Here is a 25476-nt window from a genome sequence, read left to right as displayed (position 1 = left end):
TTGGCTAGGCGTCGTAAAGGTCGGGCAATAGACGGTATATTGCTATTGAACAAACCGTTGGAAATCTCTTCAAACCAGGCTTTACAAAAAGTGAGAAGAGCGTTTTTAGCGGCAAAAGCCGGGCATACAGGCGCATTGGATCCACTGGCAACGGGCATGTTACCGGTTTGTTTGGGGGAGGCCACCAAATTTTCTCAGTTTCTGCTTGATGCGGATAAAACTTATTTGGTGACCGCAAAATTAGGTGTGCGGACTACCACCTCTGATGCTGACGGCGAAGTGGTCGAAACGCGCTCGGTGAATGTCACTGAAAGTCAGTTAATGTGCGCTTGTGATACCTTTAGGGGGGCGATAAAACAGATTCCCTCAATGTTCTCTGCGTTGAAGCACCAGGGCAAACCCTTGTATTTTTACGCCCGTCAGGGCATAGAAATAGACCGGCCAGCTAGGGATATCACTATCTTTAGTCTCACCGTTACCCGTTTTGAAAACGATGAAGTGGACATGCAGGTACATTGTAGTAAAGGTACCTATATTCGATCACTGGTGGATGACCTGGGGCAACGGCTGGGTTGCGGCGCTTATGTGAGCAAATTGCATCGCACTGGCGTGGCAGATTATCCCAGTGAAAAAATGGTCACGTTCGAACAGCTTGAAGGCTTATTAGACAAAGCGCAACGTGAGCAAATACCCCTGACAGACATCCTAGATCCGTTATTGATCCCCATGGACAGTGCGGTGAAATCCCTTACCAGGGTAGAGTTGGCAGAGGAGTTGGCCAGTGATTTTATGCATGGCCAGCCAGTGAAACATTTATCCACTGAATCGTTTGATAAGGGCCAGGTAGTGCGCATCTATTTAAGCCAAAAGGGCACCTTTCTCGGCGTCGCACAAATAGACGATGACAATTACGCCGCCCCTAAACGTCTGGTGGTATTTCCCGAGCAGCAGGCATAAAACTTAAAAAAACCAGAGTAGCTGGCTTTATAACGTGAAGCCCTTGCTATCTTGGTTTTCGCCGCTATAATACGCGCTCCTTGGCTCGGCTGAATTAGTGATCGGCCAGCTGTATATTTCATATTTTTGGAGAAAACTATGTCACTAACTACTGAAGAAACCGCAACAATCATTGCTGATTTTGGCGTTAAAAAAGGCGATACAGGATCACCTGAAGTTCAAGTTGCATTGTTGACTAATAACATCAACAAACTTCAAGGCCATTTCGCTGACCATAAAAAAGATCACCACTCACGTCGTGGTTTATTACGTATGGTTAGTCAGCGTCGTACATTACTTGATTACCTTAAAGGTAAAAACGCTGAGCGTTATCAAGATCTTATCAAGCGTCTGGGTCTACGTCGCTAGTAAGCAATAGCTGATTGTTGAAAAGACACCTTAGGGTGTCTTTTTTGTTTTCTGGGCTCCAAACTTTATGTTGCCGCCGACTCTCTAGATAGCAATGCCTTCATGTAACAATACCTGCTGGCGCTCATCTTCGGTTAATACACCGATAAAAGGGGTGCGTCTTCTTAACTTCTGCATCTGGGGCGTATCTGCTAACAAGTTCGCCAGAAATACTTGCTCATCATTTATCGTTTCCATTAAACAGCTCCATATTACATAAGCCCCATGCCTTAATTGTCCATTGGCGTAGCGCCGTTCAATGGTTTCTATCACATTATTTTGCAGTTCAGGGCAAGCTAATAATTTTTCGCCCATGGCACGATGTAAGACCAGGATTTGCCGGTCAATATTGACATAATGCTGGGCACGCACTTTACCCCTGTCCGTTCTACTACGCTTGGTATAGCTTGGGTAACTCATGATCTGAGTAAGGGTTGAAGCATATCTTCCAAACCGTTCACCTTGATTTCATGGATCAGAGCGAGCTGCTGACCCAGTTTCCCTTGGGGAAAGCCCTGTTGACTAAACCACACCAAATAGGGTTCGGGTAACATTAATAATTTTCTGCCGGCGTATTTACCAAAGGGCATGGTCTGGTTAATGGCGTCCAGCAAAGCCTGATGATCCATTTCTGTTATCCTAATTCAGCCAGTGACTCGGCATTATTTTGTTGGGTGTGCCACAACCTATGATAGGCACCGCCTAGTGCTAGTAACTGGGCATGATTACCTTGTTCGACGATAGTACCATTGTGCATAACCACTATTTTATCCGCATCGACTATGGTCGAGAGGCGATGGGCGATGACTAAACTGGTATGCCCCTGAGCGATATCTCTAAGGGCTTGTAAAATGGCTTGTTCTGAACGGCTGTCCAGGGATGAGGTGGCTTCGTCGAAAACCAGTATGGGTGGTTTTTTCAATATCGTTCTGGCGATAGCCACCCGTTGCTTTTCGCCACCTGAGAGTTTCAGTCCCCGTTCCCCGACCTTGGTATTACTGCCATCGGGCAGGGCGTTGATAAAGGCATCTAAATGGGCATGACGGATGGCCTCCTGGACTTCGCTATCATGGGCATCCGGGCGGCCGTAACGGATATTTTCGAAGATGGTATCATTAAATAACACGGTATCCTGGGGAACAATACCGATGGCCGTGCGCAGTGATTGTTGGCTGATCTGGCTGATATCCTGACCGTCTATGCTGATAGAACCTGCGTGTGGATCGTAAAAACGGAACAGCAATTTGACTAAGGTGGATTTACCCGCACCGCTTTCACCGACAACGGCCACTTTCTGGCCGGGTTCGATGACAAAGCTGACATCATGCAAAATGCTGCGATCCTTTTGGTAACTAAAATTGACCTGCTTAAATTCTATTTTCCCCCCGATAATCCGCAAGGTCTTATCTTTGTGATCATTGGTGATCTTGGGTTGTTTATTTAGCAGGGTGAACAAGTTTTCGATATTAGCCAGGGAACCACGAATTTCCCGGTATACAAAGCCGAGGAAATTGAGAGGCATAAAAATCTGCATGGTAAATGCGTTGATTAACACAAAATCCCCTATGGTCATTTTGGCGTATGCCACCTGGTAGGCGGCCAGCGCCATCATACTGGTCATGGCAATGGCGATAATCGAGGCCTGGCCACCATTTAAGGCAAACAGAGATAAGCGATTTTTACGTCTGGCATCTTCCCAGTCGTGTAATGCCACATCATACCTGTCAGCTTCATAAGACTCGTTGTTAAAATATTTTACGGTTTCATAGTTCAGCAGGCTATCTATGGCTCTGGTGCTGCTGTTTGAATCCGCCAGATTGACTTCCCTTACATATTTGGTACGCCAATCTGTCGCTTTGATTGAAAAACCAATGTAAGCCACTACCGACAATAAAATAATCAGAGCGAAACTGATGCCGTAGTTGTAAAAAAGCACCCCAATAACCGCCACTATTTCCAGCAGGGTGGGCACGATATTAAATATCAAAAAGCGCATCAGAAAACTTATGCCACTGGTGCCACGTTCTATATCGCGGGACAAGCCACCGGTTTGCCGATTTAGGTGAAAGTCTAAATCCAATTTATGTAGATGTTCGAAGACCTGCAGACTCATGCGTCGCATAGCGCGCTCGGTTACCCGGCCGAACAGAGTGTCGCGTATTTCCCCAAATAAAACATTGGCCAGACGCAATAAGCCATAAGCGGCGATGAGCGCAAAGGGTACCATTACCAAAGCGTCTGCCGGCGTTTTTAGATTTAGCGAGTCCACCGTGTGTTTTAAGATGAAGGGCAGACCTATACTGGCGACTTTAGCGGTAATTAAACACAGCAGGGCAAGCAAAACCCGGATTTTGAATTCGAGCAAATAAGGCCATAGTTGTTTTAACACACGCCAATTAAGGGGCGCTGAGTGGTCGCTGGGGGAATGATGTGATCGCATAGTGGTCTTGTTGGTAGCGGCGAATAGCCGCTAGTTTATCAGCATTAAGTGGGATCACCGAGTCTGACCGATAATAACTGGGCTAATCCCACACCGCCGTGATATTGCGTCCGGCGTCTTTGGCGCGATATAAATTGTCATCGGCATGACCTATGGCCTGATCAATACTGTCTGTGGTGCTAAGTTGATAAATACCTATGCTGACGGTGATATTGAGCTCACTTTGCGGTTGGCAAAACAGAGTGCTGGCAATTTTCTTGCGTAATTTTTCTGCCAAGGTGTAGGCTTGTTTCTGATCGGTCTCCGGTAGTAAAAACAAGAATTCTTCCCCTCCCCATCTGGCAACGGTATCTTGGGCGCGCAAGCCTTGTTCAAATAGCTGGGAGATCTGTTTAATGACTAAATCCCCGGTTTCGTGGCCACGTTTATCGTTGATCCGTTTAAAGTGATCTATGTCACACATCATCAACGTCATGCTTTTTTGACTACGTATACTACGTTGTCGCTCATATTCCAGTTTTTCCAGCATTCCGCGCCGGTTTTGCAGACCCGAAAGGGGATCCAGCCTGGCTTGACGCTCAAATCGCTGATTCAATTTATGCAAAATGCTAAATGAGCGTTGTCTGGAATATTCGTAGAAACCAAATAACATGCTGACGGTTAAAAATGAAAAGATGAGCCGTGACTTGAATTCGTAGCTGTAGTTTGAAAGCAGTAACTGGTGATGGGGATAAAACAAGATCACGCTAACGATCAGCAAAAAGAGGCCAAGATTACGTAAACCTTTGCGTATGCCACCAAAAAATAAGGTAACCGGGGGTACAACATATATCCATAGTGGGCCGGTATTACTGACACCGCCGGTCACAACCAGATAAAACATCAAAATCATCAGTGAAACAGTAAGTAGGTTGGCGGAGAATTTATAGCCGTTTCTGTTGTGATAATATTTGAGAATTAACCTGGAAGAAAAAAACAAGATACAAGTTAATCCTAATACCAAGGCCAGCAAAAAGTCTGAATTTAATGTCAGTTCGCTGCGTAGAATAGCTGCGCACCCCAACACAAAGGTAACGGTATAGCCGACAAAACTAAACAGATTAGTTACCTGGATCTGTTGATTAATCGCTGGAGGATTACCTATATCCGTGCCGGTATTTAGATAACGTACCACTTTTTTCTTAACCGCTCGCATATTAAGTGTTCATCCTTGGTTCTACTCAACTTGTTTAACAATATCCTGACTCAGTAAGTCCAGTAATACGCTTAGCTGAGAAACTGCATGGGCATAACCATCCTGGTGTAATGCAAGGGTATAACTAAAATTATGACTGCGCACAGTTTTATCTAAATCAGTCTTATCAAGCAGCCAATATTGCCCTGAAGCTATCACCTTTGACTCATCCGTGGCCATAAAATGGCTAAACTCCACGACAAGACTTTTATTTACCTGCCTGGCGTTGGGCGAATTCATCGCCATATAATGTGTTTGTTTTGCCTGACTATTTAAATCCCTTAACAGGGCTTTGTAAATCCCTGCTTGTAGGCTCTCTGCCCACACATCTCGCTCAGAATAATACAGCTGATTTTCTGCTACTTTCATCACCAGGTTTACTTTGTTCAAATAATCTGCCAGCTGCACTGATGCCAACACTACGGGGATTTGTCGGTCAATTTCAGTCGTTGCAGTATGGTTATCCGCGCTATCTAGCAAGTAATAATGAATATTGCCTTCTGGGCTGGCGCAGGCAAAAACAAAAAAACTAAGTAATACTGCGCTGACATATTTCATACTATTGGGGCTCACTTGTTGGTCGGTTGGGCAAACCTTTAGGTTGTATATAGGGTTGGCTGTCTTTCTCAAAAATCAGGCTATTTGGGGAGCGATTGAGCTGCAATAATAGAGGTTGTAATTCGTTAAGCCGCTGTTGCAATATCTGGAAGGTACTGTTTATCTGGTTATTGGTATCAGAGCCGCTGGCAAAGTCTTTGCTCAAGGCGGATATGCTATCGAGTACGTCGGCCAGCTTCGCGGCGATCTGTTGTTGTTCAGCGCTAAGTAAAAAGGCATCTGCCCGATTCGCCGTACCTTCTACAGAGTTGGCAGACTGGCCAATTTTCACCATCATATTACTGGCCGTTGCGATGAGCGCTTTAAGATCCAGAGCGTTTACCTTGTCCATGATAGCCGCCACTTTTTCGGTTATTTGGGTAAACTCGTTGGAGATGGTTGGGATCACATCATGATCCAGGTAAATCTTGTGTGACGGTTCTTTGGCGTCAGGATAATGCTCCAGATCAATAAATAGCGAGCCTGTGAGTAAATTTCCGGTTTGCAATGATGCACGCAGACCTTGCTGTACCCAGGCTCTGATCTGCTGGCGCACGGCCGCTAAACCTGCCTCATCATCACTTTGCTGTGCGCGTCCAGGCTGAATACCGATCACCACAGGTATGATGTAGCCTTCTTCCAACCAACTATCTTGTTCCAGATTTGCCGGGTTAATTTCCAACACTTTACCGATTTTAATCCCTCGATACTCAACCGGGGCGCCTATTTGCAGACCTCGGACCGTATCGTCCACTAGTACCACAAATTTAGCCGACACTTTGTAACGTTCCTCGGCAGCTGACTCATAGGAATCGTGAATATTAAAATAGGAGCGCTCGTCTATTTTGTCCCCCAGAGGCAAACCTTCAGGTACACCAAAGGCGACGCCATTGGTCAGTAAGGTTTCTATGCTGCCACTTTTGACTTTAACTCCGTTGGCACCTAATTCCATCTGCACCCCGCTTGTGTTCCAAAACTTGGTATTAGAGGTGATAAGTTCGTGATAGGGAGCCTCGATAAAAGTATTGTAATACACTATGCGCTGCTCAAAATTGAAATATATACTCTCGAATTCGCCCACCTTCAAGCCTTTATAGATAACCGGATCCCCTTCTTTGAAGGCAAATTCGGCGTTGCTGTTGAGCGTAACGTGCAACCCAGGAGTGCCCGCTGGCGTAATGGGAGGGGCAGACAATGCCACAAAATTCCGGGTAGGATTACCTTCCTGGTTAGCCGACATATTGATATAGGTTCCGGATACCAGGGTGCCCAAGCCGGACACGCCATTCAATGAAATTCTTGGTGTGACGGCCCAGAATTGGGTATTTTCAAGCAGTAAATCTGCTGCACTGGATGACATTCTGGCGGTGACCAGAACTTTTTGCAGATCATCGCTCAAGGCAATGGTTTTTACTAGTCCCACATCAACGTTGTGGATCTTTATTTTGGTTTTACCCGCTTCGAGACCTGAAGCAGTTTCAAACACTATATCGATCAACGGCCCCTGATTGTTCCACTGATAAAAAATCATCCACACACCAATGGAAAGTGCCACCAGGGGAACTAACCATATTTTTGAAATACTGCGTACCGATTTAATATCGGCGGTTTCGCTGATCTGTGACATAACTTATTGTTTACTCCAAATCAGTTTTGTATCGAATGATTTAGCGGCGAGCATGGTCAGTATGACCACGGCACAAAAGGCCAACGCTGCATATCCGGGATAAATGCTCATGATATTCCCCAACTGGATCAGGCTAACTAAAACCGCCACGACAAAGACGTCGATCATTGACCAACGGCCAACAAACTCGGTGATCCTATAGCAAATCATGCGTTCCCGCTTTTTGCCGTTAAACCCCTCCTGAACGGAATAATTTAACCAACACAGGATACATATCTTAGCGATAGGAACAAATATACTGGCTATAAATATGATCGCTGCGATGGGATAGGAGCCCATCTGCCACAGTAAAATTACTCCACCCAAAATGGTACTCGGCTCATCATCCCCCAGTACATTGGTATGCATTATGGGTAAAAAGTTGGCTGGAATATAAAGTAGCACTGAAGTGGCTAAAAGGGCCCAAGTAAATTGTACGCTGCTATTGGGTGGCAGAGAAATATGAAGGGGAGGGATATCTGCTGTAGTAAGTATATAGAGCTGGTGTTTGTCCAAATACAAAAAGCTGCCGGTCATACATAAGGTGAATAAGGCATAAGCGTAAAAAGACAAACCTATACCGATGTCCGCCATAGACATAATTTTAATCAGGCTGACGAGCACAGCGACCAGAAAAATTTCGGCCATTGTCCAGGGCAGCAATGCGAAAATCAGCTTGAGTACGGGTCGAGGATATTTGGGTCTAAAACCAAACACCACAGGCAACAGCAAATATAATAAACCCAATAACACCGTCAAAGGCAATAACAGGATTGCGGCGATCTGCAATATGGCTAACAGCGTAAAGTCATACTCGATTAAGGTCTCAATACTGCCAAGCATATCGATGGTATGGGATTGGCCATTGGCACTAAAGGACAAAAACTCAAAACTCACAGAAGCCAGCATAAAAATAAGGGCGGCCAGAGCGAAGGCGACTATCTTTGCTGCCATGTTTCGGTAATAGGTTGTCAAAATATAACGGCAACGGGGACACTGAGCCCGCTGTTTATGTTCCAGCAACGGAATGTATACAGTATGAGCACATTCTTCACACTGTACTTTATGTTGGGCATCAATATGTTGGGCATCAACTGTTTTCAACGCTTCATTTTCAGTGGACATGTAAATGGTGTTCTTTTCTGTATTCTCCGTGAATATTAAGCATACCTCAATTCAGGATATTAATTTAGTGTGCATTTTTTGTTTGAGTAAACTAAAGTTTTTCAAAAGGTTAGCGCTATATGGTTGATTTTCACCCATGGATAGATGCCTTGAAGCTGAAGTGAGTATCTTGGTGTGCGGTCGCCCAACAGTAAACGACGAACCGGAACACCTTTGTGCTGCGTCAACTGGCACCAGACACCACCCACATTCCTCTGATTGTTAGATATGGGGCACAGTCGAAACTAACACCTGGCGATTTGGGGAGGAGCAGCTTAATCACCGTTGGTTAACGGGCATGGAATATATACAAGCTTTACTATTTATGTTTATGTGGAAGTCCACTTTGGACTGACATCTAAGGGGATATTATGCCAAACAGGATTGTTTTTGCCAGTCTATTTATGTTGATATTTAATGTTAGCGCTAGTGAGAACTTAGTCTTTTCAACCGGAATAGAGGCGGCTGAGCAAGATATTTCAGTGCAAATTCTTACGGAAGCTTATCAACAAATAGCGCATACTATTGACGTACTGCACTATCCAAATCTGCGCTCTTTGGTGGAGGCGAACAGTGGCGATGTTGATGGCGAAGTATCGAGAATTAGTCACCTCAATCAGCGTTTTGAAAATTTGTTACAGGTACCTGTAGCGATTAACTACATTGAAGGTTACGCGTTCTCAGCACAAGATGATCTGCGGGTAGATAATTGGGAAAGCCTGCGAGCTTACAAACTTGTTTGTGTCAGGGGGGTTCAATTTGTTGAACGGAATTTATGTTTACACGATATACAATGTGACCAGGTGACTACTTTTTCCCAGGCCGTGAATTTACTGCAAAAAAGGCGTTATGACATAGCTGTATTTCCAAAAATCACCGGTCTTAATATGGTAAAAAAGAATAAGGCGAGGGATGTTGTTATTCAAGGTGCGCGTTTAATTAAATTCGATTTATATCACTATTTACATAAAAAAAATAAAAATATTTTGCCAAAAATCACTGCGATCTTACAACAGATGAAAGCCAGCGGACGCATGGTAGAGATCCGAGAAGGCTATATGTTAGCCCATAACGTCAACTAGTATGAACGGGTTGTTGAATAGGTAAAAAAGCCATCTCGATTGAGACGGCTTTAGTGTTGGTTAGTCGAACATTTTGTTTAATGAGTGTGGCGATTAATAATTGGCATTCCCTGGTGTACGAGGAAAGGCAATTACGTCTCTTACATTTTGCATGCCAGTTACATAGGCCACTAAACGCTCAAAGCCCAAACCAAACCCGGAATGTGGCACCGTGCCATAGCGACGCAGGTCGCGGTACCAGCCGTAATCTTCCTGGTTCAAGCCCATTTCCGCCAGGCGACGATCAAATACATCTAAGCGCTCTTCACGTTGCGACCCACCAATTATTTCGCCTATTCCAGGTGCCAATACGTCCATTGCGGCGACGGTTTTGCCATCGTCATTAATACGCATGTAGAAGGCTTTTATGTCTTTGGGATAATTTTGCATGATAATAGGTGCGCCTACATGGTCTTCTGCCAGGTATCGTTCATGCTCAGAAGACAAATCCACTCCCCAGGACACCGGGAACTCGAATTTTTTACCGCAGTTTTGCAGAATTTCAATCGCGTCGGTGTAATCCATGCGCACGAAGTCCTGTTCGATAACCTTCTCTAAACGGCTTATTGCTTCTTTGTTGATGCGCTGGGCAAAAAATTCCATATCGTCGGCACGTTCGGCCAAAACAGCCTTAAACACGTATTTCAATAGGTCTTCTGATAGTTGGGCGATATCGGATAAGTCGGCAAAGGCGACTTCCGGCTCTATCATCCAAAATTCTGCCAAATGGCGGCTGGTATTGGAATTTTCCGCACGAAAAGTCGGGCCAAAGGTATATATCTTGGACATGGCGCTACAGTAGGTTTCGCCGTTTAACTGCCCGGATACGGTTAAAAATGTCTCTTTGCCAAAAAAGTCCTGAGTGTAATCCACTTCACCTTTGTCTGTGGTGGGCACATTAAGCATATCCAGAGTCGAAACCCGGAACATTTCTCCGGCGCCTTCGGTATCACTGGCGGTCAGGATAGGCGTACTGATCCAGCAATAACCATTTTCGTGAAAAAATCGGTGGATGGCTTGGGAGAGACAGTTGCGCACTCGTGTGACCGCGCCTATTACATTAGTCCTTGGACGAAGATGGGCGTGTTCACGCAAATATTCGATACTGTGGCGTTTAGGTGCCATGGGGTAGGTATCGGGATTTTCCACCCAACCGACAATTTCAATTTCACTGGCTTCGATCTCCAGCGCCTGACCTTGACCCACTGATGCTTTTAGGGTGCCGGTAGCAATAATCGAACAGCTGGTGGTTAAACGTTGTATGTCCGCATAATTGGGCAGGGTATTGAGGGCTATAACCTGGATGGGATCGAAACAACTACCATCGTGCAGGGCGACAAAAGACAGGCCAGCTTTAGAGTCACGGCGGGTTCGTACCCAACCTTTAACAACTACTTGCTCACCTACTGCATACTTACCGGCAAAAATATCTGCCACTGGGGCTTGCGCCATGGTTACTCTCCAAACTGTCTTGGGGTTTAATCGAAAAGGGACAGGCCCAAATTATCTACTCTATTATGCTGCGCCCACCGGTATTAATTGCAAGTTATCGCTGTGACGATTGGTTAAATGTTTACTGGAAACTACCGGTGGTTTTTTTGTTGTGCTGAAAAATATGTTATTTGACGTATATTAATAGTCTGTATCTTGGCTATTCCCACAAGGTGTGTAATCTTACTCAGGTGGCGCTTAGACTCAAGAAAAATCGATAATAAGGTTCAAATGCAACAAGATAAAGCCAATTGGCGAGGTGATAATCGCCGAAAACTGCCCACAGCACAAGATCGACTCTTTCAACTGATGATTGGGGTCAATGTTGTCGGTTGGATAGTTTTTATCGGCGCATTGCTGGTTTTTCATTATGCTCGTCCCGAATTTATCTCCGGCGTACAGGATTTTTGGGGTCTTACTGGTCGTGAGGAATGGTCCAGATCCCTAAGTTTTTATCTGGTTGCCTTATTGATCGGTTGTGTAGGTTTAAGCTTGGCGGTTTTGCTGCTTAAAAGGAGGCGTACTCGCCGGTTAAATGACTATTTCGGTATTAATGGCTTTGTGCTGTTGATTGTCGCATCAGTCGGTTTGACCATTTTGTATTTTGAATTCAATTGATGTCGGTACGTGGTATTTACCGAGAAGGTTAAGAGTAACAGACGCAAATTTTTATTAGATAAATAAATTACTCAATAGCGAAAACATCGATTCCTAGGCTACATTATTTGTTTAAGGCAAATATTTGACGCGACCTTGGTTATTTATGTACTAAACTAGATCGCTTAGGGAGACATATATATGACCTCGAATAAAAATCTTAGAACAAGTCTGGTTGCTATAGTCATATTTGGCGTGGTGATCAGTTCATTAGAACCGGGCGCGTTATCAACTCAAATGTCTGATGTCAGCCTAACGGTATCTACTAGTACACAACCATCTGAAATCGACCCCAAAAACGTACGCCAACACCTGGTGTCATACATTGAATCTACCCAGACTGACCATGAACTATTGCAACCTATGTTGATATTGCTGTTTCTGGCGATAAAAATAGCGATGATTATCTCGTTTGGCATTCTGGTACTGATGGTAGTCTGCAGTAGGACCTGGCGACGGGTGTGTCACTCTAAAGGTTTGGTTGTACCTATCTCTGTACGCAATGATGTGGTTAAACGGGTGCCGTTTGATAACAAGCATTTTCCCGAAAGCATCAAAAAGACCATGTCCCACAGCGATCTGGTGTAATTGATTTCACGCGTCGAATAATTCGGTACTAAAATAGCGTTCGGCGGTGTCAGCTAAGATAGTCACAATATTTTTTTGGCTATTTTCCGCTCGCAAACCCAGTTGCACCGCTGCACAGGCCGCTGCGCCTGATGAAATCCCCACGGGCAGGCTTTCTATGCGCGCCAGCTGGCGGGCATACTCTATAGCCTGTTCATTACTTACGGTAAGTATTTCATCCAGTAACGTAACGTCCAGCACATCGGGCACATGTCCCGAGCTCAAACCCTGAATTTTGTGCACGCCACTGCGCCCCTCGCTTAACACCGGGCAAGAAGCTGGCTCAACGGCAACAATTATGATGTCTGGGTTACGAATTTTAAGGGCCCTGGCAATACCAGTGATAGTGCCACCTGTACCTACCCCAGCGACCAGAATATCCACTTTGCCACCACTGTCTCGCCAAATTTCCTGGGCGGTACTGTTGAAATGCATGTCTGGATTGGCTTGATTGGCAAATTGATCGAGCATTACCGCGTCTGGGGTTTGCGCAACCAGCTTGCTTGCTAAATCGATTGCACCTTTGGTGCCCAGTTCCTTGGCGGTTGTAACGATCTTGGCACCATAATGTTTGATTAGTTTTTGGCGCTCAATGGACATATGTTCGGGTATAACAATAGTCAAAGGGATCCCTTTCATAGCGCAAATCCACGCGCAAGCCACACCATTATTGCCCGAGGTGGCTTCAATAATTTGAGTCTTGTCGCTAAATTCGTCTGAAAGCATTAACGCTTCAATCATGGCCAAAGCCGGACGGTCTTTAATTGAGCCTGCTGGATTAAAGTATTCGACTTTGGCCAAGATGTTAGCCAAAACGTTATGTTTGGCCTTTAAACGGCTCAAGCGCACTAGGGGCGTATTACCTATGGTTTGCGTGATATCGTCATATATTCGTGGTGCGCGTTGCTCAAATTCTTCCGGGGTATTATCAATTTTTAATGAAAGGGCTGAAGTAGGCATATTAGGATCACTTAGGATTACAAAACTCATAGGGGTACTGTGCCACAGTGCATGGAAAAAAATATTCCAACTATTCCCTTTATTTATTATTTTATAGAATGATATTCTAATTTTGTGTTTTTAAAGAGTATTTTATATCATGGACAAATTGGATAGAGAAATACTGCGTTTATTGCAAGTCGATGCCACCCAGTCGGTCAGCGAAATCGCGGACAAAATTGGTTTAAGCACTACACCTTGTTGGCGGCGTATTCAAAACTTGGAAAAGCAAGGTGTCATCACTAAACGTGTGGCCTTATTGGATGCCGCCAAATTGGATTTAAATATGACCGTTTTTGTGCAAGTCAAAGCCGGTAAACACGATTCCAGCTGGTTAACTAAATTTGCCGGCCATGCAGCCGGTATTGAACAGGTGGTTGAATTTTATCGCATGAGTGGTGAATACGACTATATGCTCAAAGTTGTGGTGGCCGATATGCAGGCATTCGATGTCTTTTACAAAAAGCTGGTAGGGGGGATAGAGCTTTCCGACGTGACCTCAAGTTTTGCCATGGAGCAAATTAAATATACAACCGCCTTACCGGTTTAGACACCGGCCGCTTAATAATAAGAGGCTGCGCTTTAAACTACGGCATGAAATAGTGTAATGTTGCGTTTTAGGTCTGCCATATAACAGTAAGTAACAACCAGACAACGGGGTTCAAGCAGGCTTGAGCTAAAGTGGCCACAGTGCCAACTCCTTTACAATAATAATAGTGATAGTGTGCATGTCGAATATCCAATATCAGACAATGCCTGTCGCATATAAGGCTTCTTATGGATTGGTATTCAGTACTTCCCCCAATCATCGCTATCGTGGTGGTTTTTTGGCGCAAGGAAGTGATTCTAGCGTTAGTTATGGCCATCTTCAGTGCTGAAATATTACTGGCCTACCAGCAAAAAAACGAGTTTGTTTTTAACGCCGCAATCGGCACCATCGAGCGGGTAGTTGAGATTGCCAGCTCCCCGGGCAATACCCGAATACTGCTCTTTAGTTTGCTGATCGGCGCCTTGTTAGCGTATATGCGCAACTCAGGTGGGGTAACCGCCACGGTAGAGATGTTGGTCAGCAAAGGTGTGGCGAAGAGCAAAAGGCAGGTGGGCTTATTAACGATGTTTACCGGCATAGTGGTATTTATTGAATCCAATTTAAGTGTATTGGCAGCGGGCATTTTATCCCGGGGATTGTACGACAAATTTAAAATGAGTAGAGCCCGGCTGGCTTATGTGATCGACAGTACCAGTGCCCCGATTTGTATCCTGATCCTGCTCAATGGCTGGGGTGCCTTTATCCTGGGTTTATTGAGCAACTACGAATTGGAAGAGTCAGCGGTTTCCATTTTATGGGGCAGCATCCCGTTTAACTTTTATGCCATCATTGCCCTATTACTGGTGTTGTACACCATAATAACCGATAAAGTGCACGGCCCTATGCGTGCAGCGGAAGAGGCTATGCAGCAAAATGATGACGTTACTCTGCCCATTCCTGCCAGCAAAGCCCGTTTTATGTTGATGCCACTGGCAACCATGATTTTTGGCATGATTGGTTTTATGTTGTGGACCGGCAACGGCGATATGGCCAGCGGTAGTGGCAGTAAATCGGTATTATATGCCACCGTTTTGGCTTGTTTAGTTGCTTATTTGTTGCTATTAACTGCCCGTAAATTCAGCCACCAAGAATTAGTGGATATGGGTTTTAAAGGCATAGGCGAGATTTTGCCCTTAGTGACCATAGTGCTGTTGTCTCTGACTCTGGGAGGCAGTTTGAAAGAATTGGGTACCGGGGTGTTTGTTGCCAACCTGGTGGGGGACTATTTACCCTTGCCCCTTATTGTACCCGTATTGTTTTTAGCCGGTGGCATCATCTCGTTTACCACGGGGACATCCTGGGGCACGTTTGCCATCTTGATCCCAATAGGGGTGCCGTTGATCCAGACGCTCGGTTTGCCACCGTCTTTAGTGATTGGTGCTATTTTGGGTGGCGGGGTATTTGGTGACCATTGCTCGCCCATATCCGATACCACGGCGGTATCTTCTATCGCCTCGGGTTGTGATTTATTAACCCACGTACGCACGCAAATGCCTTATGCATTGTTTGGTGGGGCCTTAGCGTTGTTTGCTTACTTCATCGCCAGTGTGGTGATGTTATAAATGACTGTATGTCACTCTGGTTATGATCTGGCGGCGCCAAGCCGTCAAATATGCCTAATTTTAGTCCTCTAGAGAAACGCCTATGAAATATTCGATAGTTTTTGTCATTTTTGCATTTTTACTCACGGCCTGTAACGAACAGCAGCAACAAGCAGCAGTCGCCATGCCGGACAGTTTTAGTGCAGATGTAGCAGCACAAGTATTAAAAAATGGCGGCAACGCTGTGGATGCAGCCGTTGCTGCACAGTTTGTATTGGCAGTGACCTTACCTGAAGCCGGTAATATAGGTGGGGGCGGTTTTATGCTGGTATACAAAGACCAGCAAGCGGACTTTATCGATTACCGTGAGCAAGCACCGTTAAGTGCCCACCGGGATATGTATCTGGATGCCGATGGTAATGTTATTCCCTTTCAGTCGGTGGTGGGAGTATTGTCATCAGGTGTGCCCGGTACGGTGGCGGGAATGTGGTTAGCCCATCAAAAATACGGCTCTTTACCCTGGAAAGAATTAATACAGCCCGCGGTCAGTTTAGCTCAGGATGGTTTTATCATGCCTGAGAAATTAGCCGGCTACATAGAGCGCTATAACAAACGTTTGCAAGAAGGGGGCTTTAAGGTCAATTTTGCCGATTATTTTGGTTCGGCAAAAACCGACCAGCTGTTTAAACAGCCAGAACTTGCAGCAACCTTGGTCCGTATACGGGATAAAGGACGAGATGGCTTTTATGCCGGTGAAACCGCAAAAATTATCGCCACTTTTATGCAAAAGGAGCAGGGCCTGATCACGGAACAGGACTTGGCGGATTATACCGTTAAATCCAGAACACCCCTGAAGGCCAACTGGCGAGGTTATGAACTACTGACTGCGCCACCGCCCAGTTCTGGGGGCATTGCCATTATCCAGTGGCTGGAAATGTACGATTTATTAACCTCAGGAAAACCGCAGCTGTCACATAACTCTGCACCTTACATGCATTTACTGGCGGAAATTGGTAAACGGGTATTTGCCGACCGCGCGGAATATTTGGGTGATCCGGATTTTATTAAGGTTCCTGTTGAGGAATTACTCGCTGGCCCTTACATCGCCGGTCGAAGCGCAAGTATTAGCCTGGATAAAATTTCAGCCACCGAAACTATCAAACCAGGGTTAAAAGAAAGTGAAGAAACCACACATTTTTCTATTGTCGATAAATGGGGCAATGCCGTTTCGAACACCACCACCATCAACTTGGGATTTGGCAGTGGAGTAGTGGTAGAAGGTGCTGGTTTCTTATTAAATGATGAGATGGATGATTTTAGTGCCAAGCCTGGGGTGATGAATGTATTTGGTGCCGTGGGAGGCCAGGCTAACGAAATTCAGCCGAAAAAACGCATGTTATCGTCCATGACGCCCTCTATGGTATTAAAAGACGGGAAAATCACTATGGTGACCGGTGCACCTGGGGGCACGACCATTATCAGCTCGGTTTATTTATCTATTCTTAATGCTCTTGAATTTGGTATGGGAGCCCAAGAGACGGTGGATGCACCACGTTTTCATCATCAGTTATTACCTAAAGATGTGATCCGTTATCACGACGGTATTGATCCCCAGGTTATAAGCGAACTGGAGAAAATGGGTTACACCCTCGTCAACAGAAGATTTGGTGATTTGCAGGTCATTATTAGTAAGGACGGCGAGCTGGATGCCGGTTCTGAGGCCAGTGGTCGCGGTAAGGCGATAGTGTTTTAAGGTAAACTAATCCGCTGTACAGCGGATTAAGTTCCTTTGCTAATGAAGCATTTTTAGCGTTTATTCTCACTAAGAAGGGTTGGTCGTGCTGCTTGCGCGGCCAACCGTTTTTTTAGGGGCCAAATTAGTCAGCCTTTAAGTTTATGAACTGGAAAAGAATTTTCCTAATTTAATGCTGGTGGGCGCCAGCGAGGGCGTGGCCTTTATCATCATAAAAACCAGAGGCACCCTGTTCAATAAAACCAAGGGTGACCATTTTGGTTAAAAATGGATCGCTGTGATCATCGCCGATATCGGCAAAATCTGTGTTTTGATAGGCGGCGCGTTGCTTGAAAAAATTATCCACAAGAGTCACGTCGTGACTCAGCTTCTCTAGCTGCCAAATTTCCTGTTGTTTACCCTGTTGCCAGCTGTAATAGCTGATCAGCTGTGTCTCAACCAGCCAATCTACTTCAATCTTGGTATCGCCGATTTGTTGACTATAATGCTGGACTTGTTGACAACCTTGTCCTGTTAGAGCGCGTTTTTCGAGTTGTGCAATAAGATTATTTGACATTAATTGGTAACGATATAACCAGTCAGATTCAGACTTGCCATGTACTTTTTCACCGGGTTGGTATTCAATTGCACGTTGTTGTTGGTCGAAAAAGCGAGTGGGTTTAATTTGCTTGTTTTTTAGTAAATACCAGGCTTCTGTTATGTTAGTTTGAGGATATTGATGGGCGACTGTTGCACCGTTACGCCACAATACTAAGGTATTTTGCTGGTTAGTTTGGCCGTCTTGAGAACTCAAATGATAGGTTGCAGCCAGTTTAGTGGATGACTCGCCACATTGAGCAAACACATAGTTTGAGCATAGGATCAGCATGAGCATAAAATATTTTGTCACGGGTATCTCCATATTAGTAGTTGTACGTTTACATGTTTATCGGGGTAGGCATTGACCCTGTTTAAAAAAGAAGTAGGGCCCAAGCGCACCCTACTTTTCTGGATGGAAGCTAGCCGCTTAGTTTGATGTTTGTGCGGCGTTGGCTAGGGTAGACAGATCCGCTGCAAAATTAATCACGTGATAGACCAGGCTTTGCTCGTTTGTACCATTGACTAACAATGCCCCTGGGCCGTTGGCAAATACCCCCACATCTTCCCCTGAGTGGGTTTCAGATGCTAAAGGTACAAGCGCTTCCTGGTGATAACCTGAGGTCGTGGTGTCAACATCGCTGATGTCTTGACGACCCGCCGCAATCTCAACATCGTAACCGACGTCGGCATCGGTCTGTGACCCTAAATTACGCAACCCATTACCATTGGTGTAACCCAAAGTCGTGTAGGGCAGGTCATCGGCCGCTAGTGCCGGGGCATCTGCCCCCACATTCACCACTTTACCTAAAATGGGGTTACCGCGTTTCGGGTAGCCGGCAATAGTAAATACATGACCATGGTCGGCCGTCACGATGATCAGGGTGTCTGCCGGGTTGGTCATGGCCATGGCGCGCTTAACCGCGTTAGACAGTTCAATGGTGTCAGTCAGGGCGTTAAAAGCACTACCTGCATGGTGACCATGATCAATGCGGCCGGATTCCACCATTAAAAAGAAGCCTTCATCGTTGTTGTCCAGAATTTGAATAGCTTTTTCAGTCATTTCACTTACCGATGGCTCGCCGGCCACATCGTTAGCCCGATCCGCTTCGTACTGCATGTGTGATTCATTAAACAAAGCAAATACACGTTCCGTGGTTTCGGTGTTGAGGCCATTAAACCCGGTCTGATCTGTGATATACACGCCATTACTGTATTGAGCTTGCCATTCGGCGGTTAGATCACGTCCATCAGTTCGGTCGCCTTCCTCTGCGCTGACCGCATCGTTACTGTTAAAGGCAGCGTCTTTAGGCAAGAAGTGACGACGGCCACCACCAAACACCACTTCCATACCATTAACATCAATACCCGAGATACGCGCTTCCAGGCTGGTTTCGAAATTAACCAATTGATCGGCAATATCTTTACAGCCCGCGGTCACGGCAGCTTGTGGCATGTCGGATATGTCTTCCCAATTACGGTCAGCTGATTTGGCATAAGTGGCCGCAGGTGTGGCATGGGTAATACGGGCGGTAGAGATAATGCCCGTTGATTTACCGGCAATCTCAGCCAATTCAAGGACGGTAACCAGTTCGTTGCCAGTGACAGTAGCACAGTCACCGCGCACGATGTCTTCATCCACTCCGATAACCCCTACATCGGTTTTAACACCGCTCATCATGGCTGTCATGGTACCTGCCGAGTCAGGTGTTTGGGCATCAACATTGTAGGTTTTAGCTAGGCCAGCAAAGGGAAATTTTTCAAAACTTAATTGATTTTCTTCCCCTGGATTACCTTTCATTTGGCCTTCAAGAATACGGGCGGCAGTGACAGTGGATATACCCATGCCATCACCAACAAACAAGATCACGTTTTTAGCACGGCCCTTGATGCCAGCAATACTTTTCGCCGCAAGCTCAGAATTGGTGGTTTTTGCTGCTGTAATAGCCGTAGCCGCTAACCAGGTTTCCCGTGCCGAGGTGACTTCTTGTTGGCCGTCGATAAACCACTGGTTATTCAAGTTGCTCAGTAACTCACTGGAACTCACCTGGGTTACCCCAGGTGTGCAGACATATTCAGTGGCAGATATCTCCGAGGCTGCCAGGCTGCCATTGGCGTCGGCATCCAGACCTGAATCAAGCTGCAAACCACTGTTGGGGCAATGGGTATCGCCCACCGGCAAATCTGTTTGTACGATTAAACTATTAAAACCGTTATTGCCGTTGACTCCGTCGTCACCACAAGCCGCCAGACCCATTACAGCCAAGGCAATCAGGGTTATATTTACGTTTTTCATATTATTTTCCTGCCTATTGCTGAATTAAATCGAGGGCTTGCTCGATAATATGGAACACCACACTTTGCTCAACCACACCTTGCACCAGTTGGGCACCAGGGCCGGATGCATGCAGGGCGATATCTTCCCCTGAATGGCTTTCTGAACTTAAGGGAACCAAGGTTTCCTGGTGATAACCAGACGTGGCGGTATCGATAGCGGTCAAGTTTTGACGTCCGGCGGCGAGGGCTTCGACATAACCAAGATCGCCATCTGTTGCCTGGCCAAGATCCCTAAATCCAATACCATTGGTATAACCCAAGGTTGTATAAGGCATATTATCGGCAGCCATAGCAGGCTCGGTTGCGCCTACGGTAACCACTTTACCTAAAATGGGGTTACCGCGTTTCGGGTAGCCGGCAATAGTAAATACGTGGCCGTGATCCGCAGTGACCAAAATCAGGGTCTCGTCGGGATTAGTATTATCGATTGCAGCTTGCACGGCGTTGGATAACTCTATGGTATCGGTGAGCGCGTTATAGGCACTGCCCGCGTGGTGACCATGATCGATACGCCCTGATTCCACCATCAGGAAAAAGCCTTGTTCGTTATTGTCCAATACATCAATGGCTTTGCTGGTCATTGCGGTCAATGAAGGCTCGCCGGCCACATCGTTAATCCGGTCAGCCTCGTATCGCATGTGTGATTCGTTGAATAAAGCAAATAAATGGCTAGTGGTTCCAGCGTCGACCGCATCAAAACCGGCTTGGTCGGTGACATACACGCCATCGCTGTATTTTGCTTGCCATTCGGCGGTCAGATCACGGGCATCTGTACGATCACCTTCTACTTCGCTGGCCGCATCGTTACTGTTGAAGGCCACATCTTTGGGTAAGAAGTGACGACGACCGCCACCCATAACCACTTCCATTCCGTCAACATCGACGCCGGTAAAACGCGCCTCCAGATAATCTTCAAAATGAACCAGTTGATCGGCAATATCTTTACACCCTGCGGTGAGGGCATTTTCTGGCATATCTGAGATATCTTCCCAATTGCGATCAGCAGATTTAGCATAAGTGGACGCAGGCGTGGCATGGGTAATACGGGCAGTGGAGATGATACCGGTTGCCAGGCCTTTAATTTCAGCCAGCTCCAGGGCAGTGATGATTTCGTTACCAGCAACGCTGGCGCAGTCGCCACGTTCAATGTCTTCAGTGACACCGATTACGCCTACATCTGTTTTTAAACCCGACATCATGGCTGTCATGGTACCTGCCGAGTCAGGTGTTTGGGCATCGACGTTATAGGTTTTAACCAGGGCGGTGTGGGCAAAGTTTTCAAAACTTAAATAACCTTCTTCCCCCGGGTTGCCTGCTTGTTGTCCCTGTAAAATTCGCGCAGCAGTTAAGGTAGACACATATATGGACACTCCCGTGATGTCAACACAGCCGTGCTCTGTTCATGCTGCGCAGCAGCATGAAGTCTTGTTTGTTTTCTTGTTCCAGCTCGCCTAATCGTGTGAAGTTAAGTCTAAAAGTGGCTTAGTTCTGACATATATTCAGGCTCTTAATAGGAATAGGTTTATTATTCCAGGCCTCTGATGAACTCCGTACCTTATCGCCTTTTTATTCACTCATGCGGATTGTTATATCCGTGCCTTAGTCTGGCTTTGATGAGGTAGGGTAGACCGTTTTCTTCATCATGTGTCGACTAAGCTGGTTGGGTAAAAAAGTGTTATCCCGTGTCTAACCTTCCACAACACCCATACAGGCTTTGTACCTTTGTCTCGGACGGATTTGAGTTCGACAGGGATAACGTCAACTGTGTCATATCATGCGCTAACTTGTGTATTCGGCATGGCTTGATAGTGTTCTTGACGAGTAAGCAGTATCCACATAAGCCGAGCAAGACGGTGTGCAACGGCCACCGCCACTTGGTTAAACGGTTTACTGACCCGAAGTTTCATCGCCCATACCGATAAGGGGTCGTTACTTTTAGCGGCTCGGCTAACCAGTGCTCTGGCACCATGCACCAGCTGTTTACGTAAGTAGCGGTCGCCACGTTTGGTGATACCGCCCATCTTGCTCACATTACCTGATGCATGTTGTTTGGGCGTGAGCCCTAACCATACAGCGAATTCTTTGGGGCTGTTGAACGCCTGGCCTTTGTCGATGGCGGCTAGAAAAGCCGAAGCATTGATGATCCCTATACCCGGTATGCTGAGTAAGATTTGGCCGCTTTTGCTGTTATCCACAAAACCACGTAGTTGCTGTTCAATGTTTTTTACGCGTTTGAGTATGGCGCTGTACTCATTGAGCATATCTGCCATGATCTGTTGCAACCTGACACTGTATTGCGGGTTATCGATGACGCTTTCCAACCCAACGAGTAGTGCCGCATGACCACAAGGAAATACCACACCAAATTCACTCAACAGCCCACGAATTTGATTGCTCAACGCCGTTTTGTTTTTAATCAGGCGCTCTCGAATGCGATGTAAACACATCACTTCTTGTTGATACTCTGATTTAACAGGCACAAACCGAATATGTGCCCGTTGACTGGCTTCCGCTATGGCAAATGCATCATTATGATCATTCTTATTTCCACGTACAAAAGGCGTGACATGCTGCGCTGGGATAAGCTTCACATCATGACCGAGTTTGCTTAACTCTCTGCCCCAATAATGTGATGAATAACAGGCTTCCATTACCACCACAGTCGGCGATTGCTGACGCATAAAATCAAGTAACTCATGGCGTTTAAGCTTCTTATTAAACTGCGGCTTTATGTGCTCATTCACGCCACATACTTGGAATACATTCTTTGCCAAATCGATACTAATTGTTTTAAACTTCATGGTGGACACTCCCTATGTAAATAGTTTGGTTAACACTACTATTTTGGCGCATTGACGCCGTATTAGGGAGTGTCCATCTCATCACCCATGCCATCACCCACAAACAAGATCACGTTTTTAGCTTTAAATTGATTATTGGTGACAAGTTTGGCGGTGATCTTTGTTTGTGCGGCTGTGTACCAAGTGTTATCACTTTGATAACCAGGCACCACGTCAGCATGCAAGGCTGTGGAAACGGCCAGTGCCAAGGCACTGGTTGCAGCAATCCAGTTTAAGTTCATGTTTTAGTATCCCGATATAAGTAAGCTTTGGCGTATTGCCGTTGCAGATCTCAACAACCGGGCAACAGGCTAGGGATGTTGTGTGAACGGGAGTTGACACTTTATTGACAAGTTGGTGACGTTAATGTGACGGAAATATTTTTAGTGGTCGCTGACTGATAGTAAAACGCCTGGTTTACCTTGGCTCACACAGACTTGACTGATTATTGGCATCGTCATGTTATGCGGGTCCACAATCCAGCTTGTTGCTGGTGTAACGATTGGTTATGTAGATAGTGTTACGAATTTGCCTAAGCACAACACAGCGGAGAATCATTGAAAAATTCCACAGACATGTTTTGCACAATGTTGATAAAACCTATATAAAAGATGTACATGCAGGGCATCTACAAATACGCTTTGAGTAAAATTGCACACTCTTAGGTGCGTACAGACACTATTTTGTCGAATATTAATTGTTGGGTACCAGGATAACTATCGAATGGATAAAGCGACTGAGAAATTCCGCTTCAATGCAAAGCTAGTTCGGCCAGCCAAATCCGTTAAAAATGCTTCTTGGGCCTTTCTCATTCTACCCAAAATTGTGAGTGACGGGCTGCCAAGACGTGGCAGGACGACAGTGGAAGGCACCATCAACGGTCACCCTTTTCACGCCACCCTTGAGCCGGATGGCAAATTGAGTCACTGGTTAAAAATAGGTATGCAGCTTTGCGAAGCTGCCGGTGTGCAGGTAGGCAACATGGTTTCGCTGGTGATTGCTCCCGTAAAACACGAGCCAGAGCCCAAGGTGCCGGCTGATCTAGATGAAGCCCTTAGCGCATTCCCCGAGGCTAAAGCGGTGTGGGATGACACCACAACCATTGCCCGACTAGATTGGATCCATTGGGTAGAGTCTGCCAAACAGTCAAAGACTCGTTTACAGCGGATAAATAATGCATGTGACATGTTAGCATCTGGAAAACGGCGGGTATGTTGTTTCGATCAGTCCGGCTTCTATAGTAAAAGCTTGCGTGCGCCCGAAGCTGCTGATTAGGCGTATCCATCGGCGTTTTGTCCGCGGCGCCAACAGTGCCTACTTTTTACGGGATACTAACTACCACTTTGGGACAAATGACTGAAAAACTCATTAAAATGGGTATTAAATTTTAACTTTGGAGATGATATGAAAACAATGACTTGTAAACAACTTGGGGGAGCATGTGACAAAAAATTCCAAGCTAATACCTTCGAAGAAATTGCCGGATTAAGTAAGACGCACGCAATGGAAATGTTTCAAAAGCAAGATGCGGTTCACCTTGAAGCAATGGCTAAAATCCAACTGTTAATGCAGCAACCCCTAGCGATGCAAGATTGGTTTAAAAGCAAAAAAGCCGAGTTTGATACACTACCGGAAGACTAGGTGATTTTTTATAATAAAGACTGACTGTCATATTCAACTGAGAAATCACTAAGCGGGAAAATTATGCTGGGTTGTTTTCTACTTGTTGAATATTTTGGCCAGCTATATTTATGTGCTTAAGGCAGCATTAGCGGTTTTATTAGGGATGGTGATAAATTGAAAAAGTTGATGTTTGTCATATTGATCGGTTTGGGAGCCTGGCAACACTTTTCAAAAAAAGGTGCGGTCGCAGAGCCTGTTATTCAAATACCTCACGTAATCCCTATTAAAGTTCAGCCATATATTCCGCCGGCAGCCATATATAAATGTGATGGCAGACAATATTGTTCTCAAATGGGCTCATATGAAGAAGCGAAGTATTTTATTCAGCACTGTGCAAATATGAAAATGGACGGTGATAACGATGGGATCCCATGTGAAAGACAGTTCAGTCAATGGTAGATTTTAACCCCCTTTATCACCCGTTATTTGCAAAATTGACTACTAATTTGTATTTTTCATCACCCATGGTGCGTTGAACTTGTGGTGCCTTCTCAGGCCGCTGATTTTTTGCAAGGTTATCAAGAAAATAGTTACCATGAATATTGTAGATATTCTTTACAGGAATAAAGTTAATGCGACAATTAATGTTGCTGATGATATTGGTTGACTTATCAGCAGGTGTCTTTGTTTTTCTGCGTTTGGCCTACAGGTTGACGCGTGGCTTTGAATTGTGTGAGGGTAGGGGTAGGTTGCTCGATAGCCGCTTCGGCTCTTTAGTACCGATGGAATAACGTTGCAGGGCAGTGCACAGGGGGCC

Annotated in this window: 24 protein-coding genes and 1 pseudogene; 11 read left to right on the top strand and 14 right to left on the bottom strand. The window is 45.6% G+C overall.

Annotated elements, in window-relative coordinates; translation table 11 throughout:
• Positions 1 to 957: a tRNA pseudouridine(55) synthase TruB gene (truB, locus tag AC3RV5_RS14425; protein WP_489728322.1), complete on the top strand. Its 957-nt coding sequence runs from the start codon at positions 1 to 3 to the stop codon at positions 955 to 957.
• A 138-nt stretch (positions 958 to 1095) separates the two neighbouring features.
• Positions 1096 to 1365, top strand: coding sequence for a 30S ribosomal protein S15 (gene rpsO / locus AC3RV5_RS14420; protein ID WP_489728321.1), 270 nt, complete (start codon positions 1096 to 1098; stop codon positions 1363 to 1365).
• An 84-nt stretch (positions 1366 to 1449) separates the two neighbouring features.
• Here rpsO and AC3RV5_RS14415 read toward each other — a convergent pair whose 3' ends face one another.
• From AC3RV5_RS14415 to AC3RV5_RS14385, 7 genes are all read right to left on the bottom strand, one after another.
• Positions 1450 to 1776: a hypothetical protein gene (locus AC3RV5_RS14415; RefSeq protein WP_489728320.1), complete on the bottom strand. Its 327-nt coding sequence runs from the start codon at positions 1774 to 1776 to the stop codon at positions 1450 to 1452.
• A 44-nt stretch (positions 1777 to 1820) separates the two neighbouring features.
• The gene (locus tag AC3RV5_RS14410; protein WP_489728319.1) at positions 1821 to 2033 is read right to left on the bottom strand and encodes a DUF3820 family protein; all 213 of its coding nucleotides are present in this window, start codon (positions 2031 to 2033) and stop codon (positions 1821 to 1823) included.
• A 5-nt stretch (positions 2034 to 2038) separates the two neighbouring features.
• Positions 2039 to 3844, bottom strand: a complete 1806-nt coding sequence (locus AC3RV5_RS14405) for an ABCB family ABC transporter ATP-binding protein/permease (protein ID WP_489728318.1) — start codon at positions 3842 to 3844, stop codon at positions 2039 to 2041.
• A gap of 82 nt (positions 3845 to 3926) precedes the next feature.
• Positions 3927 to 5039, bottom strand: a complete 1113-nt coding sequence (locus tag AC3RV5_RS14400) for a GGDEF domain-containing protein (RefSeq protein WP_489728317.1) — start codon at positions 5037 to 5039, stop codon at positions 3927 to 3929.
• 21 nt (positions 5040 to 5060) lie between these two features.
• Positions 5061 to 5636 (bottom strand): PqiC family protein, encoded by a 576-nt coding sequence (locus tag AC3RV5_RS14395; protein ID WP_489728316.1) that lies wholly within the window; start codon positions 5634 to 5636, stop codon positions 5061 to 5063.
• A gap of 1 nt (position 5637) precedes the next feature.
• Positions 5638 to 7302 carry an intermembrane transport protein PqiB gene (pqiB, locus tag AC3RV5_RS14390; protein WP_489728315.1) on the bottom strand — a complete coding sequence of 555 codons (1665 nt, stop codon included), beginning with the start codon at positions 7300 to 7302 and terminating at the stop codon, positions 5638 to 5640.
• Positions 7303 to 7305: 3 nt separating this feature from the next.
• Positions 7306 to 8466 carry a paraquat-inducible protein A gene (locus AC3RV5_RS14385; protein ID WP_489728314.1) on the bottom strand — a complete coding sequence of 387 codons (1161 nt, stop codon included), beginning with the start codon at positions 8464 to 8466 and terminating at the stop codon, positions 7306 to 7308.
• A 410-nt stretch (positions 8467 to 8876) separates the two neighbouring features.
• Here AC3RV5_RS14385 and AC3RV5_RS14380 point away from each other — a divergent pair, with 410 nt between their 5' ends.
• Entirely contained in the window at positions 8877 to 9587 is a 711-nt protein-coding gene (locus AC3RV5_RS14380; protein WP_489728313.1) for a substrate-binding periplasmic protein, read from the top strand.
• A gap of 93 nt (positions 9588 to 9680) precedes the next feature.
• On the opposite strand, the gene asnS is transcribed toward AC3RV5_RS14380, so the two are convergent.
• Positions 9681 to 11078: an asparagine--tRNA ligase gene (gene asnS / locus AC3RV5_RS14375; RefSeq protein ID WP_489728312.1), complete on the bottom strand. Its 1398-nt coding sequence runs from the start codon at positions 11076 to 11078 to the stop codon at positions 9681 to 9683.
• 270 nt (positions 11079 to 11348) lie between these two features.
• Between asnS and AC3RV5_RS14370 the strand changes: the two genes are divergently transcribed.
• Positions 11349 to 11735 (top strand): hypothetical protein, encoded by a 387-nt coding sequence (locus AC3RV5_RS14370; RefSeq protein ID WP_489728311.1) that lies wholly within the window; start codon positions 11349 to 11351, stop codon positions 11733 to 11735.
• 180 nt (positions 11736 to 11915) lie between these two features.
• Positions 11916 to 12362 (top strand): hypothetical protein, encoded by a 447-nt coding sequence (locus tag AC3RV5_RS14365; RefSeq protein ID WP_489728310.1) that lies wholly within the window; start codon positions 11916 to 11918, stop codon positions 12360 to 12362.
• A 6-nt stretch (positions 12363 to 12368) separates the two neighbouring features.
• Here AC3RV5_RS14365 and cysK read toward each other — a convergent pair whose 3' ends face one another.
• Positions 12369 to 13361: a cysteine synthase A gene (cysK, locus tag AC3RV5_RS14360; RefSeq protein ID WP_489732171.1), complete on the bottom strand. Its 993-nt coding sequence runs from the start codon at positions 13359 to 13361 to the stop codon at positions 12369 to 12371.
• 139 nt (positions 13362 to 13500) lie between these two features.
• On the opposite strand from cysK, the gene AC3RV5_RS14355 reads away from it, so the two are divergent.
• The 3 genes from AC3RV5_RS14355 to ggt all read left to right on the top strand — a co-directional run bounded on the left by AC3RV5_RS14355 (position 13501) and on the right by ggt (position 17283).
• On the top strand, positions 13501 to 13950 hold the full coding sequence (locus tag AC3RV5_RS14355; RefSeq protein WP_489728309.1) for an Lrp/AsnC family transcriptional regulator: 450 nt from the start codon (positions 13501 to 13503) through the stop codon (positions 13948 to 13950).
• Positions 13951 to 14177: 227 nt separating this feature from the next.
• A complete protein-coding gene (locus AC3RV5_RS14350) occupies positions 14178 to 15551 on the top strand; it encodes a Na+/H+ antiporter NhaC family protein (protein WP_489728308.1) in 1374 nt (457 codons plus the stop codon).
• Between the two features lie 82 nt (positions 15552 to 15633).
• Positions 15634 to 17283: a gamma-glutamyltransferase gene (gene ggt, locus AC3RV5_RS14345; RefSeq protein ID WP_489728307.1), complete on the top strand. Its 1650-nt coding sequence runs from the start codon at positions 15634 to 15636 to the stop codon at positions 17281 to 17283.
• Positions 17284 to 17452: 169 nt separating this feature from the next.
• Here the strand turns inward: ggt and AC3RV5_RS14340 are convergent, their stop codons facing one another.
• The 5 genes and pseudogenes from AC3RV5_RS14340 to AC3RV5_RS14320 form a co-directional block, all read right to left on the bottom strand.
• Positions 17453 to 18172: a hypothetical protein gene (locus AC3RV5_RS14340; RefSeq protein ID WP_489728306.1), complete on the bottom strand. Its 720-nt coding sequence runs from the start codon at positions 18170 to 18172 to the stop codon at positions 17453 to 17455.
• 117 nt (positions 18173 to 18289) lie between these two features.
• Positions 18290 to 20155 carry an alkaline phosphatase gene (locus AC3RV5_RS14335; RefSeq protein ID WP_489728305.1) on the bottom strand — a complete coding sequence of 622 codons (1866 nt, stop codon included), beginning with the start codon at positions 20153 to 20155 and terminating at the stop codon, positions 18290 to 18292.
• 13 nt (positions 20156 to 20168) lie between these two features.
• Positions 20169 to 21554: pseudogene (locus AC3RV5_RS14330) on the bottom strand (alkaline phosphatase); the annotation flags it as partial.
• A gap of 414 nt (positions 21555 to 21968) precedes the next feature.
• On the bottom strand, positions 21969 to 22997 hold the full coding sequence (locus tag AC3RV5_RS14325) for an IS110 family RNA-guided transposase (protein ID WP_489728304.1): 1029 nt from the start codon (positions 22995 to 22997) through the stop codon (positions 21969 to 21971).
• Positions 22998 to 23059: 62 nt separating this feature from the next.
• Positions 23060 to 23278 carry a hypothetical protein gene (locus AC3RV5_RS14320; protein ID WP_489728303.1) on the bottom strand — a complete coding sequence of 73 codons (219 nt, stop codon included), beginning with the start codon at positions 23276 to 23278 and terminating at the stop codon, positions 23060 to 23062.
• Positions 23279 to 23759: 481 nt separating this feature from the next.
• Between AC3RV5_RS14320 and AC3RV5_RS14315 the strand changes: the two genes are divergently transcribed.
• The 3 genes from AC3RV5_RS14315 (at position 23760) to AC3RV5_RS14305 (ending at position 25118) form a co-directional block, all read left to right on the top strand.
• Positions 23760 to 24311 (top strand): YdeI/OmpD-associated family protein, encoded by a 552-nt coding sequence (locus AC3RV5_RS14315; RefSeq protein WP_489728302.1) that lies wholly within the window; start codon positions 23760 to 23762, stop codon positions 24309 to 24311.
• A 129-nt stretch (positions 24312 to 24440) separates the two neighbouring features.
• Complete coding sequence (locus AC3RV5_RS14310) at positions 24441 to 24677, top strand: hypothetical protein (protein ID WP_489728301.1); 237 nt, start codon at positions 24441 to 24443, stop codon at positions 24675 to 24677.
• A gap of 156 nt (positions 24678 to 24833) precedes the next feature.
• Positions 24834 to 25118 (top strand): excalibur calcium-binding domain-containing protein, encoded by a 285-nt coding sequence (locus AC3RV5_RS14305; RefSeq protein WP_489728300.1) that lies wholly within the window; start codon positions 24834 to 24836, stop codon positions 25116 to 25118.
• Positions 25119 to 25476 lie beyond the last annotated feature (358 nt).

This window comes from Paraglaciecola sp. IT1134 (assembly GCF_058068185.1).
This window is presented reverse-complemented; position numbering and strand designations above follow the sequence as displayed.

Coding starts and splice junctions, on each gene's coding strand:
- rpsO (WP_489728321.1), top strand. CDS start 1,096: ATGTCACTAACTACTGAAGAAACCGCAACAATCATTGCTGATTTTGGC.
- AC3RV5_RS14410 (WP_489728319.1), bottom strand. CDS start 2,033: ATGGATCATCAGGCTTTGCTGGACGCCATTAACCAGACCATGCCCTTT.
- AC3RV5_RS14405 (WP_489728318.1), bottom strand. CDS start 3,844: ATGCGATCACATCATTCCCCCAGCGACCACTCAGCGCCCCTTAATTGG.
- AC3RV5_RS14400 (WP_489728317.1), bottom strand. CDS start 5,039: ATGCGAGCGGTTAAGAAAAAAGTGGTACGTTATCTAAATACCGGCACG.
- AC3RV5_RS14395 (WP_489728316.1), bottom strand. CDS start 5,636: ATGAAATATGTCAGCGCAGTATTACTTAGTTTTTTTGTTTTTGCCTGC.
- pqiB (WP_489728315.1), bottom strand. CDS start 7,302: ATGTCACAGATCAGCGAAACCGCCGATATTAAATCGGTACGCAGTATT.
- AC3RV5_RS14385 (WP_489728314.1), bottom strand. CDS start 8,466: ATGTCCACTGAAAATGAAGCGTTGAAAACAGTTGATGCCCAACATATT.
- AC3RV5_RS14380 (WP_489728313.1), top strand. CDS start 8,877: ATGCCAAACAGGATTGTTTTTGCCAGTCTATTTATGTTGATATTTAAT.
- asnS (WP_489728312.1), bottom strand. CDS start 11,078: ATGGCGCAAGCCCCAGTGGCAGATATTTTTGCCGGTAAGTATGCAGTA.
- AC3RV5_RS14370 (WP_489728311.1), top strand. CDS start 11,349: ATGCAACAAGATAAAGCCAATTGGCGAGGTGATAATCGCCGAAAACTG.
- AC3RV5_RS14365 (WP_489728310.1), top strand. CDS start 11,916: ATGACCTCGAATAAAAATCTTAGAACAAGTCTGGTTGCTATAGTCATA.
- cysK (WP_489732171.1), bottom strand. CDS start 13,361: ATGCCTACTTCAGCCCTTTCATTAAAAATTGATAATACCCCGGAAGAA.
- AC3RV5_RS14355 (WP_489728309.1), top strand. CDS start 13,501: ATGGACAAATTGGATAGAGAAATACTGCGTTTATTGCAAGTCGATGCC.
- AC3RV5_RS14350 (WP_489728308.1), top strand. CDS start 14,178: ATGGATTGGTATTCAGTACTTCCCCCAATCATCGCTATCGTGGTGGTT.
- ggt (WP_489728307.1), top strand. CDS start 15,634: ATGAAATATTCGATAGTTTTTGTCATTTTTGCATTTTTACTCACGGCC.
- AC3RV5_RS14335 (WP_489728305.1), bottom strand. CDS start 20,155: ATGAAAAACGTAAATATAACCCTGATTGCCTTGGCTGTAATGGGTCTG.
- AC3RV5_RS14325 (WP_489728304.1), bottom strand. CDS start 22,997: ATGAAGTTTAAAACAATTAGTATCGATTTGGCAAAGAATGTATTCCAA.
- AC3RV5_RS14320 (WP_489728303.1), bottom strand. CDS start 23,278: ATGAACTTAAACTGGATTGCTGCAACCAGTGCCTTGGCACTGGCCGTT.
- AC3RV5_RS14315 (WP_489728302.1), top strand. CDS start 23,760: ATGGATAAAGCGACTGAGAAATTCCGCTTCAATGCAAAGCTAGTTCGG.
- AC3RV5_RS14310 (WP_489728301.1), top strand. CDS start 24,441: ATGAAAACAATGACTTGTAAACAACTTGGGGGAGCATGTGACAAAAAA.